Annotated in this window: 10 protein-coding genes; 4 read left to right on the top strand and 6 right to left on the bottom strand. The window is 61.5% G+C overall.

What is annotated here, in order from left to right; genetic code table 11:
- Positions 1-137 precede the first annotated feature (137 nt).
- Positions 138-1,703: a hypothetical protein gene (locus I5L79_RS09500; protein ID WP_196954793.1), complete on the top strand. Its 1,566-nt coding sequence runs from the start codon at positions 138-140 to the stop codon at positions 1,701-1,703.
- A 7-nt stretch (positions 1,704-1,710) separates the two neighbouring features.
- On the opposite strand, the gene I5L79_RS09495 is transcribed toward I5L79_RS09500, so the two are convergent.
- On the bottom strand, positions 1,711-3,702 hold the full coding sequence (locus tag I5L79_RS09495) for a M23 family metallopeptidase (protein ID WP_196954792.1): 1,992 nt from the start codon (positions 3,700-3,702) through the stop codon (positions 1,711-1,713).
- A 141-nt stretch (positions 3,703-3,843) separates the two neighbouring features.
- A complete protein-coding gene (locus I5L79_RS09490; RefSeq protein ID WP_196954791.1) occupies positions 3,844-4,458 on the bottom strand; it encodes a fumarylacetoacetate hydrolase family protein in 615 nt (204 codons plus the stop codon).
- Between the two features lie 292 nt (positions 4,459-4,750).
- Here I5L79_RS09490 and I5L79_RS09485 point away from each other — a divergent pair, with 292 nt between their 5' ends.
- Positions 4,751-5,545 carry a M48 family metallopeptidase gene (locus I5L79_RS09485; RefSeq protein ID WP_196954790.1) on the top strand — a complete coding sequence of 265 codons (795 nt, stop codon included), beginning with the start codon at positions 4,751-4,753 and terminating at the stop codon, positions 5,543-5,545.
- 15 nt (positions 5,546-5,560) lie between these two features.
- Positions 5,561-6,133, top strand: coding sequence for a hypothetical protein (locus I5L79_RS09480; protein ID WP_196954789.1), 573 nt, complete (start codon positions 5,561-5,563; stop codon positions 6,131-6,133).
- A gap of 157 nt (positions 6,134-6,290) precedes the next feature.
- On the opposite strand, the gene I5L79_RS09475 is transcribed toward I5L79_RS09480, so the two are convergent.
- A complete protein-coding gene (locus I5L79_RS09475) occupies positions 6,291-7,001 on the bottom strand; it encodes an alpha/beta fold hydrolase (protein WP_196954788.1) in 711 nt (236 codons plus the stop codon).
- 7 nt (positions 7,002-7,008) lie between these two features.
- Positions 7,009-8,394 (bottom strand): UDP-N-acetylmuramate--L-alanine ligase, encoded by a 1,386-nt coding sequence (locus tag I5L79_RS09470; RefSeq protein WP_196954787.1) that lies wholly within the window; start codon positions 8,392-8,394, stop codon positions 7,009-7,011.
- Positions 8,395-8,647: 253 nt separating this feature from the next.
- Here I5L79_RS09470 and dnaB point away from each other — a divergent pair, with 253 nt between their 5' ends.
- Positions 8,648-10,264, top strand: coding sequence for a replicative DNA helicase (gene dnaB, locus I5L79_RS09465; RefSeq protein WP_394368793.1), 1,617 nt, complete (start codon positions 8,648-8,650; stop codon positions 10,262-10,264).
- Positions 10,265-10,353: 89 nt separating this feature from the next.
- On the opposite strand, the gene I5L79_RS09460 is transcribed toward dnaB, so the two are convergent.
- Complete coding sequence (locus tag I5L79_RS09460) at positions 10,354-11,829, bottom strand: glutamate synthase subunit beta (RefSeq protein ID WP_196954860.1); 1,476 nt, start codon at positions 11,827-11,829, stop codon at positions 10,354-10,356.
- Between the two features lie 84 nt (positions 11,830-11,913).
- Positions 11,914-16,440, bottom strand: a complete 4,527-nt coding sequence (gltB, locus tag I5L79_RS09455) for a glutamate synthase large subunit (protein ID WP_196954785.1) — start codon at positions 16,438-16,440, stop codon at positions 11,914-11,916.
- Positions 16,441-16,609 lie beyond the last annotated feature (169 nt).

Below are 16,609 nucleotides of genomic sequence, written 5' to 3'. Positions count from 1 at the left end.
AGCAAAAAGAACGTCATGCTGAGCTTGTCGAAGCATCTCTACCGAACGGTTTCGTGCGACCGAAGCAGTAGAGATGCTTCGACAAGCTCAGCATGACGCCCTAGAAAGCCTAAGAATAAATTTTTCGATATATCTTAATGAGAAACTATCTTCTGCGTCTGGTTTTTCTGCTGCTAATGCCGCTCGGGCTTTGGGCGCAAATAGCTACCCCGCCTAGTGGTTACAAGCTGCAGCGGGTGCGGCGGCTGCGGCCGGTAGCGCAGCCACTGGGCGGGCTGGTACCCTATCAGGGCTACTACGACTGGGGTTTATCCGACACCTTAGGCCGGGTGTACGTGCGGCCGATTTTCGAGGATGAGCCAAAGTCCACCGCCGGCCCCTTTTGGGTTTCAGAGTGGAGAAACGTGAAGGATATTTACCTGCGCCGAAGCGAAAGATGGATGGAACTCTGGGGTAAATCAGAAATCTGGCTGAATGCCCGCGGGCAATACCTAGTCGTTCCCTCAGAATACGCCGCCTACCGGCAACCCGATGGCAGCCTGGTTGCTAAACCATACCGCCACCGCCTCACGGAACCGCTGTATCGATACGAGGTACTGCCCTACAGACAAGACAAGGAAGCGCAAGTTCCATCTCCCTGGCGCTACTGGCGCAATCATCGGCGTGGATGGCTTTACTACGTAGGGGCCGGGCTATATGCGGTGCGTGGACCTAGCGAATGGCAATATTTCCGGCGCGAGAGACGGCGTCGCCATCGGTATCGTCATTCAACTGCTATTATGGTTCGTGGGGCGCCGCTGACAGGGCCAGCACAGGCCCTATTCGATAGTGCAAGTCGACGCCTCACGCCTTACCAATACGAAAGGCTTGGGCGAATCCACAGCGGCCGAATTCATTATGCCTTATACAAAACGCCCTTTACCGAGGGGTTCTTAGACCGCAGAGGGCACCAAGTACTAGGCCCTTACCGAACGGCGGCTAACTTCTCGCACGGGCGGGCTGTCGTCTCGTTGGAGGGTATTGGGAAAGAGCCTTTGTACGCGCTTATAGACACTGTCGGTGCGTTCATCATAGCTCCGCAACTGAAGGTACTAGATGGACCTGATGCCCGGGGCTTCGTTCGGCGTAGTATTCCCCGTCCGGCTGAGCGGTCGGTGTACGAGTATCTGGACCTCGACGGAAAGCCTGCTTTCCCAGGTCGTTATTTCGGCTGGGGTGAACAGTTTACCGGCGACTCCGCCGCTGTACCCGACACACTTAACCGGCCCGGTGTTCTGTACGCCAATGGTACCTGGCTGCCCCGGCCAACGACGCCTGAGCAGCAGTACGTAAAGCCCGCCCGAGGAATGGTAGTTCCTGCCGATAGCAGCCGTGTGGTGTTAGTTAGCCCTACTGGTCACCGGGTAACCACCGCCACCTATGCAAAGGGGCAACCTTTAGCAGGAGGATGGTTCGTGGCTTACGATAGCGCCAGCAGCCCAGCCGTGCTGATAACGCCCGCTGGAAACCGGTATCCGCCGCCACCCGGCTACGCACCCGACTTGCTGTATCACGGCCCAGATAACTACAACCACGTGCCCTTCGACAACGGCCTGCTAAAAGTGCGCTGGGGCCAGCCACATCAAGAGGGCTGGGAGCCTAAGCGCGAAGCCTATATGACCCGTAGTGGGCGCATATTGGTCGGTGACCCGAATCCAAAGTAGGTAGCCGCTACAGCGTCACGCTTATTACCTTTTCATTGCCGGCCATGTCCCGGAGAGTGAGGCGGGCGGGGCCGCGCAGGGGCGGGCCCAGCTTGTCGTCGCGCTCGGAGAAGAGGGTGGAATTCTTGTGCTCGAAGCGTAGGAGGCGGAACTGTCCGTTCACTTCCAGCTGGTAGCTGGCCAGGCCCGAGAGGTCGTCGCCTACTTTGAACACCACGCCGGCGGCGCCTTTGCTCACAAGGCGGCCCGAGGGCGGCGTCACGTCCGTCACCAGCTTGAACTGCCCGAACAGGCGGGTATTGAAGCTGAACTGTTCGCCTTCCCACTGGCCGCTTTGCCAGATGCGGGCGTTGCCCCGAATCAGGCAGGCAGCTGTGCGCTGCTTGTCCGTCACCGGCATTTCGGGCTTCAGCGTCACGCGCAGGGCTTCCTGAATGGGCGTCACGGCGCTTTGTACCTTCCAGAGGCCATCCTTGTAGGTGGTTTGCAGGTAAAGCGTGTCGTAAGTGGTGCGGGGCGCAAAAGTCAGGCTAACGAAGGGCGTGGCAAACAGGCGCTCCTGCCCGGCCGGAATAGCGGCTACCCGGTCGAAGGCCTGGGCGCGGCGCAGGCCGGGAAAGCGCAGGGAGTCGGGGAGGCCGGCGCGCAGGTCGTAGAGGTACACCGTGCGGCCCTGGTCGGTGTAGCTGGGGCGCAGCTGCCGTTGGCGGTTGCCGCGCGTGAGGGTGAGGTTAGGTGCCTCGCGGGCCGTATCGTCTGCCGTTACCCGCAGAATATTGCGCACCACTTCGTAGCGCAGGGCGGGTTTGCGGGTGGCGCTGCTGCGGGTTTGCCAGTACTCGGGCTCCTGCCCGCGCAGCACCAGGTGCAGGGGTGTGGCGTTGCCGTAGGCGTCTTCCAGGCGCATTTCCACGTCGTAAATTTTGCCGGCCTCTACCAGCAGCTTGCCTTTGGTGGGGCCGGTCTGGTAGAGGCGCAGGCGGTTGCCATCGTCCACCCACAGCTTCTCGAAGGTGCGGCGCGAAGTCATCAGGTACTCGTAGTCGATGTGCTGGTTTACTTCGCGCGTCTCGCCGGGAAAGCCAATACCGGTGATGGTGTGCGTGTAAAACGGCTGCCCGTTCACGCGCACCGACACCCGGTAGAGCCCGTTCTTGTTCCAGGCCCCGTCGAACCGGTCGAAAGCTTGGAGCAACAGCCCCACGGTCCCGAAGGCGGGAATGGTATCGGCCACGGAGTAGCCGGTGCCGGCCGCGCCGGTGGGCGTGAACAGGCGCTTTTCGAAGCGGCCCTGCACGCGGCCATCAATACTGAGCGGCTCCACAGCGGCGGCCAGCACGGTAGGCGCTACGTGGTCCTGAATTTCGGAGAAGCCGCCCCACTGCAGCGGGTTCAGCTGGTTGTCCTGGGCGTCGCGCACTTCCCAGTGCAGGTGGGGTCCGGCCGAGCCCCCCGTGTTGCCCGACAGTGCCACCACTTCGCCGCGCTTTACCGGAAACTGCGTGGGCTGAAAAAACAGCTCCAACTCGTAGGTTTTTTTCTGGTACTGCTGGCGGCGCATTTCTTCCGCCACCGGCCCCCGGAAGTGGTTGAGGTGGCCGTATACCGTAGTCAGGCCGTTGGGATGCGTGATATAAAGCACGTTGCCGTAGCCGAAGGAGCTTTGCTTCATGCGGGAGATGTAGCCGTCGGCGGCGGCGTACACGGGCAAATCCACCCGCCCGTCGGTTTTGATGTCGAGGCCGCCGTGGAAGTGGTTGGGGCGAAGCTCGCCCATGCTGGCCGCCAGAAAGTTAGGCTGACCGGGCTTGATGGGCAGCAGAAAATAGCCGTTGGCTACTTCGTTGGGCTTGGCCGTGACCGGGGCTACAGGGCGGGGCTTCTCGGTGGAGTCGGGCTCCTGGCCGCCGCAGGAGCTGGGGCGCAGGCCCATCAGCAGCAGGAAGGGCAGGGCCACTCCCAGCAGCCGGCGCGGCCGCAGATTCAGGAAATCAGGCATTCAGCAATAGGTAAGCAATTCGGAAGCCGGCAACCGGCAGTTCGGGGCTTCAACGAAAAAAACGGCGAAATGGGATACGCCGCGGGCATAAATGAAACAAAAAGCCGGGCCCGGGCAGGCGTTAGGCCCGGGCCCGAAAAGCTACTTCACGGCCAGATCGAACATCTTTTCCTCGCCGATAAAGCCCGTGAGCTGGTCGCCAATCTGCACTGGGCCCACGCCGCTGGGCGTGCCGGTGAAAATCAGGTCGCCCATTTTGAGGGTGATAAAGCGGGAGATGTAGCTGATGATTTTGGCGAAGTCATGGAGCATGAGGCCGGAGTTGCCCTGTTGGCGCACCTCGCCGTTCACTTCCAGCCGGAAGTCAATGTTTTTCAGGTCGGGAAAGTCGGCCACGGGCTTGAATTCCTGGGATATGGGCGCCGAGCCATCGAAGCCCTTGGCCAACTCCCAGGGCAGTCCTTTGCTTTTGAGCTTGCTTTGCAGGTCGCGGGCCGTGAAGTCGATTCCCAGGCCGATGGCATCAAAGTAAGTAGGGGCGAATTTCTCCTCGATGTTCTTGCCGTTTTTGCAGATGCGCAGCACCAGCTCAATTTCGTGGTGGATATCCTGAGAGAAATCGGGCAGAAGAAACGGCTGGTTGCGCTGGAGCAGGGCCGTATCGGGTTTGGCAAAGATGACGGGCGCGTCGGGCGTTTCGTTTTGTAGTTCGGCAATATGCTCCGCGTAGTTGCGGCCAATGCAAAGGATTTTCATTTCTTGGGGACTTGGGGACTTGGGGACTTGGGGACTTGGGGACTTGGGGACTTGGGGACTTGGCAACTGGCAACTGGCAACTGGCAACTGGCAACTGGCAACTGGCAACTGGCAACTGGCAACTGGGCAAGATAGCGGGCGAAGGTATCAGAACGAAATCCAAGACCCTAAGAGCCCAAGTCCCCAAGTCCCCATTAAACATTTTGCCCGCTGCCTCACGTATAGCACCCCGTCCCTCCGCGCCGTCGGCGCGGAGGGGGCTGTTTCACGCTTTCCGTACCTTCCTTCTCTCATGCTCAAGAAAATTGCTTTAGCCAGCTCCCTGTTGATAGCAGCCGCTTGCTCTACCGTTCCCATTACCGGCCGCCGTCAGCTCAGCCTTGTTTCTGAAACAGAAATGAACACTATGGCTGCGCAGGAATATCAAAAGGTGCTGGCCTCAAGCCGGGTTACGACCAGTGGCGCCCAGGCGGCCCTGGTTAAGCGCGTAGGCCAGCGCATTCAGCAGGCAGTAGAGTCCTACTTCCGGCAGCAGGGCCAGCAGGCGCAGCTGGAAGGCTACGCCTGGGAGTTCAACCTCATCGAAGACAAGCAGGAAAACGCCTGGTGTATGCCCGGCGGTAAAGTGGCCGTATACTCCGGTATTTTGCCCATCACCCAGGATGAAAACGGCCTGGCCGTGGTTATGGGCCACGAAATTGCCCACGCCGTGGCCCGCCACAGCTCCGAGCGGATGAGCCAGCAGATGGCGGCCCAGGGCCTGGGTACGGCTGTATCTACGGCCGTGGGTCAGAATCCTTCGGCCACCCAAAACGTGTTTCTGCAGGCTGTAGGCATTGGTGGACAAGTTGGCCTGCTGAAGTTCGGCCGCAACCAGGAGTCGGAAGCCGACCACCTGGGACTGATTTTCATGGCCATTGCCGGCTACAACCCCGACGGGGCCGTGCAGTTCTGGCAGCGCATGGATGCCCGCGAAAACGCGGCTTCTCCGCCTGAGTTTCTCTCTACGCACCCTTCCAACGGCACCCGCATTGCCGACATCCAGAAGGAACTGCCCGAGGCCCGCAAGTATTACACCGCCCGCTAATTACCGCTCCCGCGCATGTGCCTTCCCCTTTTTCGCCGCCTCCGCAGGATTCTGCCCGGCCTGTTACTCGCTTCGGCCGGGCTGCTCAGCAGCTGCGAAACTTCCCGCCGTCAGTCGTTTCCCGAAGTCAGCTCCCCGGTGAATGACCCCACCAAAACCGAGCAGCGGCAGCTGGAAGCCACAAGCAAGCTGGTGGCCGATATTGCCGAGGGCAAAACCCAGTACTCCATACCACGCGACCAGCTCACCCACAACTTCATCCGCGAATTTGCCGATGGTACGGTGGTGGATAAAGTGATGATCCGGAAAGTGCAGGAGCGGCCCAAGGATGCGCCGGTGTACTATCTGGTGGGGCTTGGCCTCAAGGATGGCATGTTTCGGGGTATGGCTATTCCGCTGCGCAAATCTTCCGACAACTCTCTGTACCTAAGCTCCAACACGGAGCGGTATATCCTGGAAGGCGTAGGCTGTACGTTCTGCTTTTTCAACTTCCAGGGCAACAAGATAGTAGGCACTACCTGCGAGGAAAATACCGGTGGCTCTTCCTGCGACCTGACGGTGAAGGACAACAATACCTTTTTCCGCTAAGTCATGCTCAGCCGCAAATGGATTCTGCGTCTCTCGCTCACGGCTCTGGCGCTGCTCGTCACCACCGACAGGCGCCGGCCCAAGCCCGCTCCAGTTACCAATAAATAAAAAAGCCCGCCAAGTACCTGGCGGGCTTTTTTTGTGGGTTTCCTCCGGCTTAGCGCGGACCGGCCATTGCCTGCCCGGCAAACTGCGCTACGCGGGAGGCCAGCAGGTCGGGGTTGACTTTATCCAGTGGGTGCGGGGTGTTCATGATGATTTCGAACACGGCGCGGGGCAGATAGTTGGCAAACTGCTGGGAAGTATCCACGCCGGCCGTGGTATCCAGTTCGCCTACCAGTACCTGCACGGGTACTTCCAGCGTGCTGAGGTTGGCCTGGGTGAGCGGGGGTGCGTCGCCGAGGCTGCGCATGAGGGCGGCAGTAGCCTGAAGCAGCGCGGGCAGGGGCGTAGGCGCGTGCAGCTCTTCTAAGTGAGCGGCAAACTGCGGTACTTTCTCGCGCATCTTGTCCGCATCAAGGAAGGCAGTAGCCTGCGCAGCTGTTGCTGGCGACCAACCAAACGTAGTACCCAGCGTGGTGATACTGAGAAACCGGGCTGGAGCCTGGGTAGCGGCCAGCAAAGCCGCGTAGCCGCCCATGCTGTAGCCGAATACGTGGGCCGCTTCCCAACCCTGCGCATCCAGGAACCGGAGCACTTCCCCGGCAAAGCCAGCCATAGAAAAAGCCGGCCCGTCCAGGGGCTGGCCGCCGTGCCCGCTGAAGCTGAATGTGCGCACATCGAAGGCCGTTGCGAGCTGGCGGGTCAGGGGTTTAAGCTGCTTGTCGGAAGCCAGCGCACCGTGCAGCAGGAGCAGAGGAGGTTTCATCGTTGCGCTATTTTGTGACTTCGGCCGCCAGCTGGTTCAGGTCGAGCCCGTCAAACGTACCCGACGACATCATCAGCAGGTTGGCGTTCTGCCAGTCCTGAGCGTGCAGGAAGGCGGCCAGCTCCCGGCTGTCGGTAAACACCTGCAGGTCGAGGCGCTGGAAGGCCTGCTGCACGGCCTCGGGCGGCAACGCCGGCAGGCGCTTGTGCTCCAGCACGTGGGGGTTGAAGTACACCACCGCCACGTCGGGCGCGTCGAAGGTGTGGGCGTACTGGGGCAGGAAGGCGGGGTTGAGCGAGCTAAAGGTGTGCAGCTCCAAGCAGGCCACCAGCTTGCGCTGCGGGTACTGCTTTTTAAAGGCCGCCGCTGTGGCCTTCAGCTTGCTGGGTGCGTGGGCAAAGTCCTTGTACACCACCGAGCCCGCGCCTTCGCTCACCTTTTCCAGCCGCCGGGCGGCGCCCTTAAACGAGGCCAGCGCCTCGTAGAATTCCTTGCCTTTGATGCCCAGCTGCTTGCATACTTCCTTGGCCGCCGAGATGTTGCGCAGGTTGTGCTCCCCAAACACCTGCACCGGCACTTCCTCATCCTTCTTGTTGAGCAGGAAAGTCTTGCCGTCCCGAATCACGTGCTCGTGGGGGCCGTAGCCGATGTACTTCACGTCGGGGCTGGAGGGCACTGTTACCAGCTGCACCTGCTCGTCGTCCTGGTCGTAGATGAGCACGCCGGCCTTGGGCGTCATCTCCGCGAAGATGCGGAACTGCTCCCGGTAGACTTCCTCGGTCGGAAACACGTTGATGTGGTCCCAGCTGATGCCCGAAATAACGCCGATGTGGTGCTGGTACAAGTGAAACTTGGGCCGCCGGTCAATGGGCGAGGCCAGGTACTCGTCGCCCTCAATGATGATGATGGGCGCGTCCTCCGTCAGCTTTACCATCAGCTCGAAGCCTTCCAGCTGGGCGCCCACGGCATAGTCGAACTTACGACCGTGGTAGCGCAACACGTGCAGGATGAGGGAGGTGATGCTGGTTTTGCCGTGCGAGCCGCCAATGACGATGCGCTGCTTGTCGCGGGAGGCTTCGTAGATAAACTCGGGAAAGGAGTAGACCCGTAGACCCAGCTCCTGGGCGCGCAGCAGCTCGGGGTTGTCGGCGCGGGCGTGCATGCCCACAATCACGGCGTCTAGGTCGGCCGTAATTTTCTCGGGAAACCAGCCCTCCGCAGCCGGCAGCAGCCCGGCTTTGGCCAGACGGCTTTTGGCCGGTTCAAAAATTTCGTCGTCGGAGCCCGTTACGTGGGCACCGCGCTGGTGCAGGGCCAGGGCCAGGTTGTGCATGATGCTGCCCCCGGTCGCAATCAGGTGCAGGCGTTGGAGCGAGGAAGGAGTAGCGGCCATTCGGTCGGAATAAAGAATAGGGCGGCAAAGGTAAGCGGTGACAGGTAACAGGTGACAAGTAGCACGGGGCAGGTGTCACCTCTTCACCTGCCCCTGTTGCCTTATCAGCATACAAAAAAGAAACATTTTCTGCCAGCCCCGGATTGTAGAGCCCAGCCGTTAGCTTTGTATCCCTTTGGGTAAAATTCGGGCCGGCTGGTAGAAATTCCCGCCTGAATCGGCCCAACCTGCTTACCTTGTAGTGCTACCTTAAGTGATGAACGACCGGATGGATGACCGCCTGAAACAAGCTGGCTCACGAGCGAAAGCTGCCTGGAACAACCGCCCGCCGGTAATTCCGGCCAGTGGTCCGGCCGGCAAGCTGCCGCCCCAGGCCCTTGAGCTGGAAGCCGCCGTACTGGGTGCGCTGATGCTGGAAAAGGATGCCCTCACCACGGTTATCGACCTGCTCAAGCCCCAGAGCTTCTACAAGGATGGCCACCAGCGTATCTTCAAGGCCATCCTGAACCTGTTTGACAAGTCGGAACCTATTGATATTCTGACGGTTACGCACGAGTTGCGCGAGATGGGTGAGCTGGAAGTGGCCGGCGGGGCGCACTACGTCGCCAGCCTCACCTTCAAGGTGAACTCGGCGGCCAACATTGAGTACCACGCCCGCATCATCACCGAAAACGCCATCAAGCGGGAGCTGATCCGCATTGCCTCCGACATTCAGCGCGACGCTTTCGAGGATACAACCGACGTGTTCAACCTGCTTGACTCCACCGAGCAGTCGTTGTTCGAGGTGTCGGAATCCAACATCCGCAAAAATTTCGACGACATGCGCAGCCTGATGGGCAAGGCCATCAAGGAGCTGGAAGAAAAGAAGGACCAGAAGGACGGCCTCACCGGCGTGCCCTCTGGCTTCTCGGCCCTGGACCGCGTAACCTCCGGCTGGCAACCATCTGATTTAGTGATTATTGCAGCGCGTCCGGGTATGGGTAAAACCGCTTTCGTGGTTTCGGCCATGCGCAACGCGGCGGTGGAGTTCAAGAAGCCGGTGGCCATTTTCTCCCTGGAAATGTCCTCGCTCCAGCTCGTGAATCGTTTGATTTCGGCCGAGGCAGAGCTGGACTCCGAGAAAATCAAGAAAGGCAACCTGGCCGACTACGAGTGGGCCCAGCTCAACCACAAGATTTCCGGCCTCTCGTCGGCGCCCATCTACATCGATGATACACCCGGCCTGAGCATCCGGGAGCTGCGCACCAAGTGCCGCCGCCTCAAGGCCCACCACGATATTTCGATGATTATCATCGACTATCTGCAGCTGATGACCGGCAACACCGATGGCAAAGGGGCCGGCAACCGCGAACAGGAAATTGCCTCGATTTCGCGGGCGTTGAAAGGCATTGCCAAGGAGCTGAACGTGCCGGTGCTGGCCCTGTCGCAGCTTTCCCGTTCGGTGGAAACCCGCGGCGGCGACAAGAAGCCCCAGCTAAGTGACCTGCGGGAATCGGGCTCCATCGAGCAGGATGCCGACATGGTAATCTTTCTGTACCGCCCCGAGTACTACAAAATTACGGAGGACGAAATGGGCAACCCCACCCAGGGTACCGGCGAGGTTATCATTGCCAAGCACCGGAACGGCTCCCTCGAAACCGTGCAGCTCAAGTTCATCGGCAAGTTCACCAAGTTTGCCGACCTCGACGGGGGCGGAGGCTTCGGCGACGCGGGCTTCAACCCCGGCGCCTTCCCGCCCAGCAGCTTTGACGAGCAAACCGGCTTTACGCCCAACACCATCCGCCTGGGCTCCCGCCTCAACAACGACGGCCCGCCGCCCGCTCAGCCCTTCCCGCGCAGCAACTTCGACGACGGTCCGCCGCCGTTTTAGGCTGGAGGTAAAAGAGAAACGCCCGCTACCAGTAGCGGGCGTTTCATTTTATTCGGTATGATGTTCCAACGTTTCTGTTACAAACAGCTTTACCCGAACATGCCCACCGCATCCTTGCTCACCAGCGCGGTTTTGCCAGTCAGGAAGAAGTCAACCTGGCGGGCGGCCTCGCGGCCTTCGGAAATGGCCCACACCACCAACGACTGACCCCGGCGCATGTCGCCGGCCACAAATACGTTGGGCTGGGAGGTCAGGAATTCGTCGTCGGAAACGGTGCGCACGTTGCCCCGCTCATCCAGGGCTACGCCCAGCTGTTCCAGCAGGCCTTCGTAGCGGGGAGAGGCAAAGCCCAGGGCCAGCAAAGCCAGCTGACAGGGTATTTCGCGCTCCGAGCCTTCTACTTCGCTGAACGCCAGGCGGCGGCCCAGTACGTCGGTTTCCCAGGTCACGTCCGTCACCAGCAGGGCCCGCACGTGGCCGTTTTCGTCGCCCAGAAAAGCTTTGGTGTTGATACCCCAGTAGCGCTGGCAGCCTTCCTCGTGGGAGGTGCTGGTGCGGAACATGGCAGTGGGGTAGTGGGGCCAGGGCTCAAAGTTGGGGCGCTCGGGCTTGGGCTGGTGCATAAGCGCAAACTGCGTGACGGTGCGCGCCTGCTGACGATTGGCCGTGCCCACGCAGTCGGAGCCTGTGTCGCCGCTGCCAATCACCACCACATCCTTGCCCGAGGCCAGCAGCTCCTGCGCGTCGATGGGCAGCCCGCTCACGCGGCGGTTGTGCTGGGTGAGGTAGTCCATGGCGAAGTGAATACCCGCCAGCTCGCGGCCGGGCAGGGGCAGTTCTTTCGGCACCAGCGCCCCGCCGGCCAGCACCACGGCATCGAACTGCGCCGTCAGCTCCCGGGCGTGGATGTCGCGGCCGATTTCGGTGTTGCACCGGAACTGCACCCCGTCTTCTTCGAGCAAACGAATGCGGCGGTCAATCACCCACTTGTCAAGCTTGAAATCAGGAATGCCGTAGCGGAGCAGGCCGCCGGGTCGGTCGTCGCGCTCAAACACCGTGACGGCGTGGCCGGCGCGCACCAGTTGGGCCGCCGCCGCCAGCCCGGCCGGGCCGGAACCTACTACGGCTACCGTTTTACCCGTTTTAAGTACCGGAGCAGTGGGTTGTACGTAGCCCTTGGCGAAGGCAATTTCGATGATGTGCTTTTCTATTTCCTCAATGGCCACCGGCGCCGCATGGATGCCCAGCACGCAGGCCGACTCGCAGGGCGCGGGGCAGATGCGGCCCGTAAACTCGGGGAAGTTGTTGGTGGAGCTCAGAATCTGGTAGGCCTGCTCCCAATCCTGGCGGTACACCGCGTCGTTGAACTCGGGGATGATGTTGCCCAGCGGGCAGCCCGCGTGGCAGAACGGAATACCGCACTCCATACATCGGGCCGACTGCTGATGTAGTTGGGTATCGGAGTAAGTGGCGACAAACTCGCGGTTGTGCACCACGCGCTCCTGCGGGTGTGCCTTGGCCGGCGTTTCGCGCTGAAATTCCTTGAAACCGGTGCTATTGCCCATGATTGGCTTTGCGTCGTTGAGTTGTTGTCGGGTAGGAGCCATGCCCTGGCTTTGCCTGGCATGACATTCTGGATGAAATGGAGGCTAAACCGCGGCTACCCGCGCCTTTTGCAGCACCTTCTTGTATTCGCTCGGGAATACCTTCACAAATTTCCGGGCTTCTTCGGGCCAGTTGCCCAGCAGGAAGGCGGCCAGCTGGCTGCCGGTTAGCTCGCTATGCTGGCGAAGCAGGGTCTGGATGTGGGCTTCGTCGTCGGCGTCGAGCGGATCGAGCTCCACCATTTCGGGGTTGCAGTTCTGGGGGAAGGAGCCGTCAGCATCGTACACCCAGGCAATACCCCCGCTCATACCGGCGGCGAAGTTGCGGCCGGTGCGCCCCAGAATGAGGGCGCGCCCTCCCGTCATGTACTCGCAGCCGTGGTCACCCACGCCTTCCACCACAGCCGTAGCCCCGGAGTTGCGCACGGCAAACCGCTCCCCGGCCTGTCCGCGCACGAACAGCTCACCAGAAGTAGCGCCGTACAGGGCCACGTTGCCGATGATGATGTTCTGCTCGGGCACAAAGCTGGCATCCGGGGCGGGGTGAATGATAAGGCGCGCCCCGCTCAGGCCCTTGCCCACGTAGTCGTTGGCTTCGCCTTCGAGGCGGAAGGAAAGGCCGCGCACGCTGAACGCCCCGAAGCTCTGCCCCGCGGCTCCCCGGAAGGTGTAGCTGATGGTGCCTTCGGGCAGGCCGGCGGCGTGGTAGCGCTTGGTGATTTCGTTGGAAAGCAGCGTGCCGATGGTGCGGTCGATGTTGCGGACGGCAAACTCAGCCTGCACGGGCTGCTGATGCTCCAGGGCCGGGCCGGCGTGCTCCAGCAGCTGCCAGTCGAGGATGCCGCTGAGGCCGTGGTCCTGCTCTTCGCTTTGGTGCAGGGTGCTGCCCGGCTCCGGGGAGGTGAGGTAGAGCAGGTCGCGCAGGTCGAGGTGGCGGGCTTTCCAGTGCTGAATATTGGGACGGGGCTTGAGAAACTGCGCCCGGCCCACCATTTCGTTGATGGTGCGGAAACCCAGCTCCGCCATGATTTCGCGCAACTCCTCGGCCAGAAACCGGAACAGGTTTACAATATGCTCGGGCTGCCCACTAAACAGACGGCGCAGCTCCGGATCCTGCGTAGCTACGCCTACGGGGCAGGTATTGAGGTGACATTTGCGCATCATCACGCAGCCGCCGGCCACCAGCGCGGCCGTGGCCACGCCCCATTCCTCGGCTCCCAGCAGGGTAGCAATGGCCAGGTCGCGGCCGGTTTTCAGTTGCCCGTCGGCCTGCAGCACCACGCGGCTGCGGAGTTGGTTGCGCACCAGCGTCTGGTGAGCTTCGGCTAGGCCCAGCTCCCAGGGCAGCCCGGCGTGGCGGATGGAACTCAGCGGCGAAGCGCCGGTGCCGCCGTCGTAGCCGGCCACCAGAATCACGTCGGCATGGGCTTTGGCCACGCCGGCCGCAATAGTACCCACACCGGCCTTGCTTACCAGCTTCACGTTGATGCGGGCGGAGCGGTTGGCGTTCTTGAGGTCAAAAATCAGCTGGGCCAAATCCTCAATGGAGTAGATGTCGTGGTGGGGCGGGGGCGAAATCAGGCCCACGCCGGGCGTGGCGTGGCGCACCTTCGCAATCCACTCGTCCACCTTGTGGCCGGGCAGTTGCCCGCCTTCCCCCGGCTTGGCGCCCTGGGCCATCTTGATCTGCAGCTCGTCGGCATTGGTGAGGTAGTGGGCCGTCACGCCGAAGCGGGCCGAGGCCACCTGCTTGATGGCCGAGCGCATGGAGTCGCCATTTTCCATCACCTCGTAGCGCATAGGGTCTTCGCCGCCCTCGCCCGTGTTGCTCTTGCCCCCGATGCGGTTCATGGCAATGGCCAGGGTGCTGTGCGCCTCGTGCGAAATCGAGCCGAACGACATAGCCCCGGTGGCAAAACGCCGCATGATATTTTCGGCCGGCTCTACTTCTTCCAGCGGTACGGCCGGGCGGTGGTGGGCAAAGTCGAGCAGGCCGCGCAGGGTGAAGGCACTTTTGCCAGGCGTATTCACCAGCCGCGCGTAGCGCTGGTAGGTTTCGTAGGAGCCGGTGCGGGTGGCGTGCTGGAGCAGGTGTACCGTTTCGGGGTTGAACTGGTGCGCTTCGCCCCGGCGGCGCCACTGGTACACGCCGCCTTCGGGCAGCAGGTTCTGCTCTTCCAGTGTGCTGGTCCGGAAGCCCTGAAAGTGCTTAAACAGCGTTTCACGGGCAATTTCATCGAGCCCCAGCCCGCCAATGCGCGTCACGGCGCCGGTGAAATACTGGTCTACTACGGCGCGGTTGATGCCGAGAATTTCAAACACCTGCGCGCCGTGGTAGCTCTGCAGGGTGCTGATGCCCATCTTCGAGAATATCTTCAGCAGCCCGTCGCACACGGCTTTCTGGTAGTTGGCTTCCAGCTTGGGCACCGCGAGGCCCGCACCCAGCCGCCCCTCGTAGTGTAAGGTGCGGATAGTGCTCAAAGCCAGATACGGGTTGATGGCCGTAGCCCCAAAGGCCAGCAGGCAGGCAAAATGGTGTACTTCCCAGGCGTCGCCGGCTTCCACTACCAGGCCTACCGAGCCCCGGTAGCCCTTGCGGATGAGGTGGTGATGCACCGCCGACACGGCCAGCAGGGAAGGAATGGCCGCGTGCTCCGAGTCGAGGGCCCGGTCGGAGAGAATCAGCACTTCGAAGCCGTCGTCTACTGCGTCCTCGGCGTAGCGGCACAGGCGCGCCAGACCGGCCTGCAGCGCGCCCGGCTTGCCATCGGCCCGGAAGTAGGTGTTGATGGTCTTGGCGTTGAACAGGCCCGTGTCGATGCTGCGCAGCTTTTCCAGCTCGTGGTTGGTAAGGATGGGCTGACGCAGGGCCACGCAGTGGCAATGCATTTTGTCCTCATCCAGGATGTTGCCGTTGTTGCCGATGAAGGTGGCCAGGCTCATCACCAGCCGCTCCCGAATGGGGTCGATGGGCGGGTTGGTGACCTGAGCAAAGAACTGCTTGAAGTAGCTGCTCAGGTGCTGGGGCTGGTCGGAAAGCACGGCCAGCGGCGAGTCCACGCCCATAGAGCCGATAGGCTCCTTGCCCTCCACGGCCATGGGGGTAAGAATCGTATCAATATCCTCACGGGTGTAGCCAAACACCTGGTGGTACTTGAATACCGATTCGGCCGCCAGGTCGGTGAATACCAGCCGGGGCTCAGGAAGCTCTTCCAGCCGGATCTGGTACTCGCTCAGCCACTGGCCGTAGGGCTGGCGGCTGGCGGCTTGGGCTTTCAGCTCCTCGTCGGTGATGATCTGCCCGGCTACGGTGTCAATCAGCAGCATTTTGCCCGGCTGCAGGCGGCCTTTGCGCACCACGCTGGCTTCGGGTAGGCCCACACCCAGCACGCCGGCCTCGGAAGCTACCAGCACCCGCCCGTCGTTGGTGAAGGCGTAGCGCAGGGGGCGTAGGCCATTGCGGTCCAGCATGGCCCCAATCATGCGGCCATCGGTGAAAAGCAGCGCCGCCGGGCCGTCCCAGGGGGCCATAAAGGTGGCGTGGAACTCGTAAAACGCCTTTTTGAGCGGGTCCATCTGCTCGTTGCCGTCCCAGGCCTCGGGCACCAGCATCATCATGACGTGGGGCAGCGGGCGGCCGCAGTGCAGCAGCAACTCCACAATGTTGTCGAGGCAGGCCGAGTCCGACTGGTTGGCGTCGATGACGGGCAGCAGAATCTCCATTTCCTCCGCGCTGAAATAGGGCGAGAGGTAGGAGGGAAGGCCGGCGTAAAACCAGTTCAGGTTGCCGCGCAGGGTGTTGATTTCTCCATTATGCGCCATGAGGCGGAAAGGCTGGGCCAGCCGCCACGAGGGAAAGGTATTGGTGGAGAAGCGCGAGTGCACCATGCCGATGCCGGACGTTACCCGCTCGTCCGACAGCTCGGGGAAGTAGCCCCGCACCTGGTAGGTGGTCAGCTGGCCTTTATAGATGATGACGCGGCAGGAAAGGGACGTGAAGTACACTTCTTCCTCCGGCACGCTGGCGGCTACCTCGCGGCTGATGAGGCGACGCAGTACGTAGAGCTTGCGCTCAAAATCCTCGGGCGTAGTCACACCGGCTGGGCGGCCTACAAACAGCTGCTCAATGGCTGGCTCGCCCGACAAAGCGGTGTGGCCAATACCGGCCGGATTCACTGCCACCGGCCGGTAGCCCAGCACCGGAAAGCCCAGCTGCGCGGCGGCCGCATCAATGATTTCGCGGCAGGCCTGGCGCGCGCCGCTGCTCTTAGGGAGAAACGCCATGCCCACGCCGTACTCGCCCGGCTCGGGCAGGCGGATGCCCAGCGTGGTACATTCCTCCAGGAAAAACCAGTGGGGCAGTTGCAGCAGAATGCCTGCCCCGTCGCCGGAGTCAGCATCGCAGCCGCAGGCACCGCGGTGCTCCATATTTTCCAGAATCGTCAGCGCATCAGTCACAATCTGGTGCGACCGGCGACCATCGACGTAAGCTATAAAGCCCGTACCGCAGGCGTCGTGTTCGAATTCGGGCCGGTATAGGCCCTGAGGCGCAGCTAGCTCCATGGGAGACATCAGAGTTCAACGGTAAAAAATGACCCCCGGCAGTAGGTCCGAAGTAGAAACCTAAGCAGTTGCGTCTGCCCAAACCATTGCCACTGCGGTGGTTTTCCGGTTTCTAACTCGCTCTGATTTTCCTGCATTTTGCCGCTTAAACCCGCTAAAGCCGCGTATTGGCGACGGT

It is taken from the genome of Hymenobacter guriensis, assembly GCF_015773195.1.
Classification (GTDB): domain Bacteria; phylum Bacteroidota; class Bacteroidia; order Cytophagales; family Hymenobacteraceae; genus Hymenobacter; species Hymenobacter guriensis.
Note: the sequence above shows the minus strand (reverse complement) of the source record. Positions and strands in the feature narration are given on the sequence as shown.

Excerpts from the sequence above, each read along its gene's own strand:
- I5L79_RS09500 (WP_196954793.1), top strand. The coding sequence starts at position 138 with ATGAGAAACTATCTTCTGCGTCTGGTTTTTCTGCTGCTAATGCCGCTC.
- I5L79_RS09495 (WP_196954792.1), bottom strand. The coding sequence starts at position 3,702 with ATGCCTGATTTCCTGAATCTGCGGCCGCGCCGGCTGCTGGGAGTGGCC.
- I5L79_RS09490 (WP_196954791.1), bottom strand. The coding sequence starts at position 4,458 with ATGAAAATCCTTTGCATTGGCCGCAACTACGCGGAGCATATTGCCGAA.
- I5L79_RS09485 (WP_196954790.1), top strand. The coding sequence starts at position 4,751 with ATGCTCAAGAAAATTGCTTTAGCCAGCTCCCTGTTGATAGCAGCCGCT.
- I5L79_RS09480 (WP_196954789.1), top strand. The coding sequence starts at position 5,561 with ATGTGCCTTCCCCTTTTTCGCCGCCTCCGCAGGATTCTGCCCGGCCTG.
- I5L79_RS09475 (WP_196954788.1), bottom strand. The coding sequence starts at position 7,001 with ATGAAACCTCCTCTGCTCCTGCTGCACGGTGCGCTGGCTTCCGACAAG.
- I5L79_RS09470 (WP_196954787.1), bottom strand. The coding sequence starts at position 8,394 with ATGGCCGCTACTCCTTCCTCGCTCCAACGCCTGCACCTGATTGCGACC.
- I5L79_RS09460 (WP_196954860.1), bottom strand. The coding sequence starts at position 11,829 with ATGGGCAATAGCACCGGTTTCAAGGAATTTCAGCGCGAAACGCCGGCC.
- gltB (WP_196954785.1), bottom strand. The coding sequence starts at position 16,440 with ATGTCTCCCATGGAGCTAGCTGCGCCTCAGGGCCTATACCGGCCCGAA.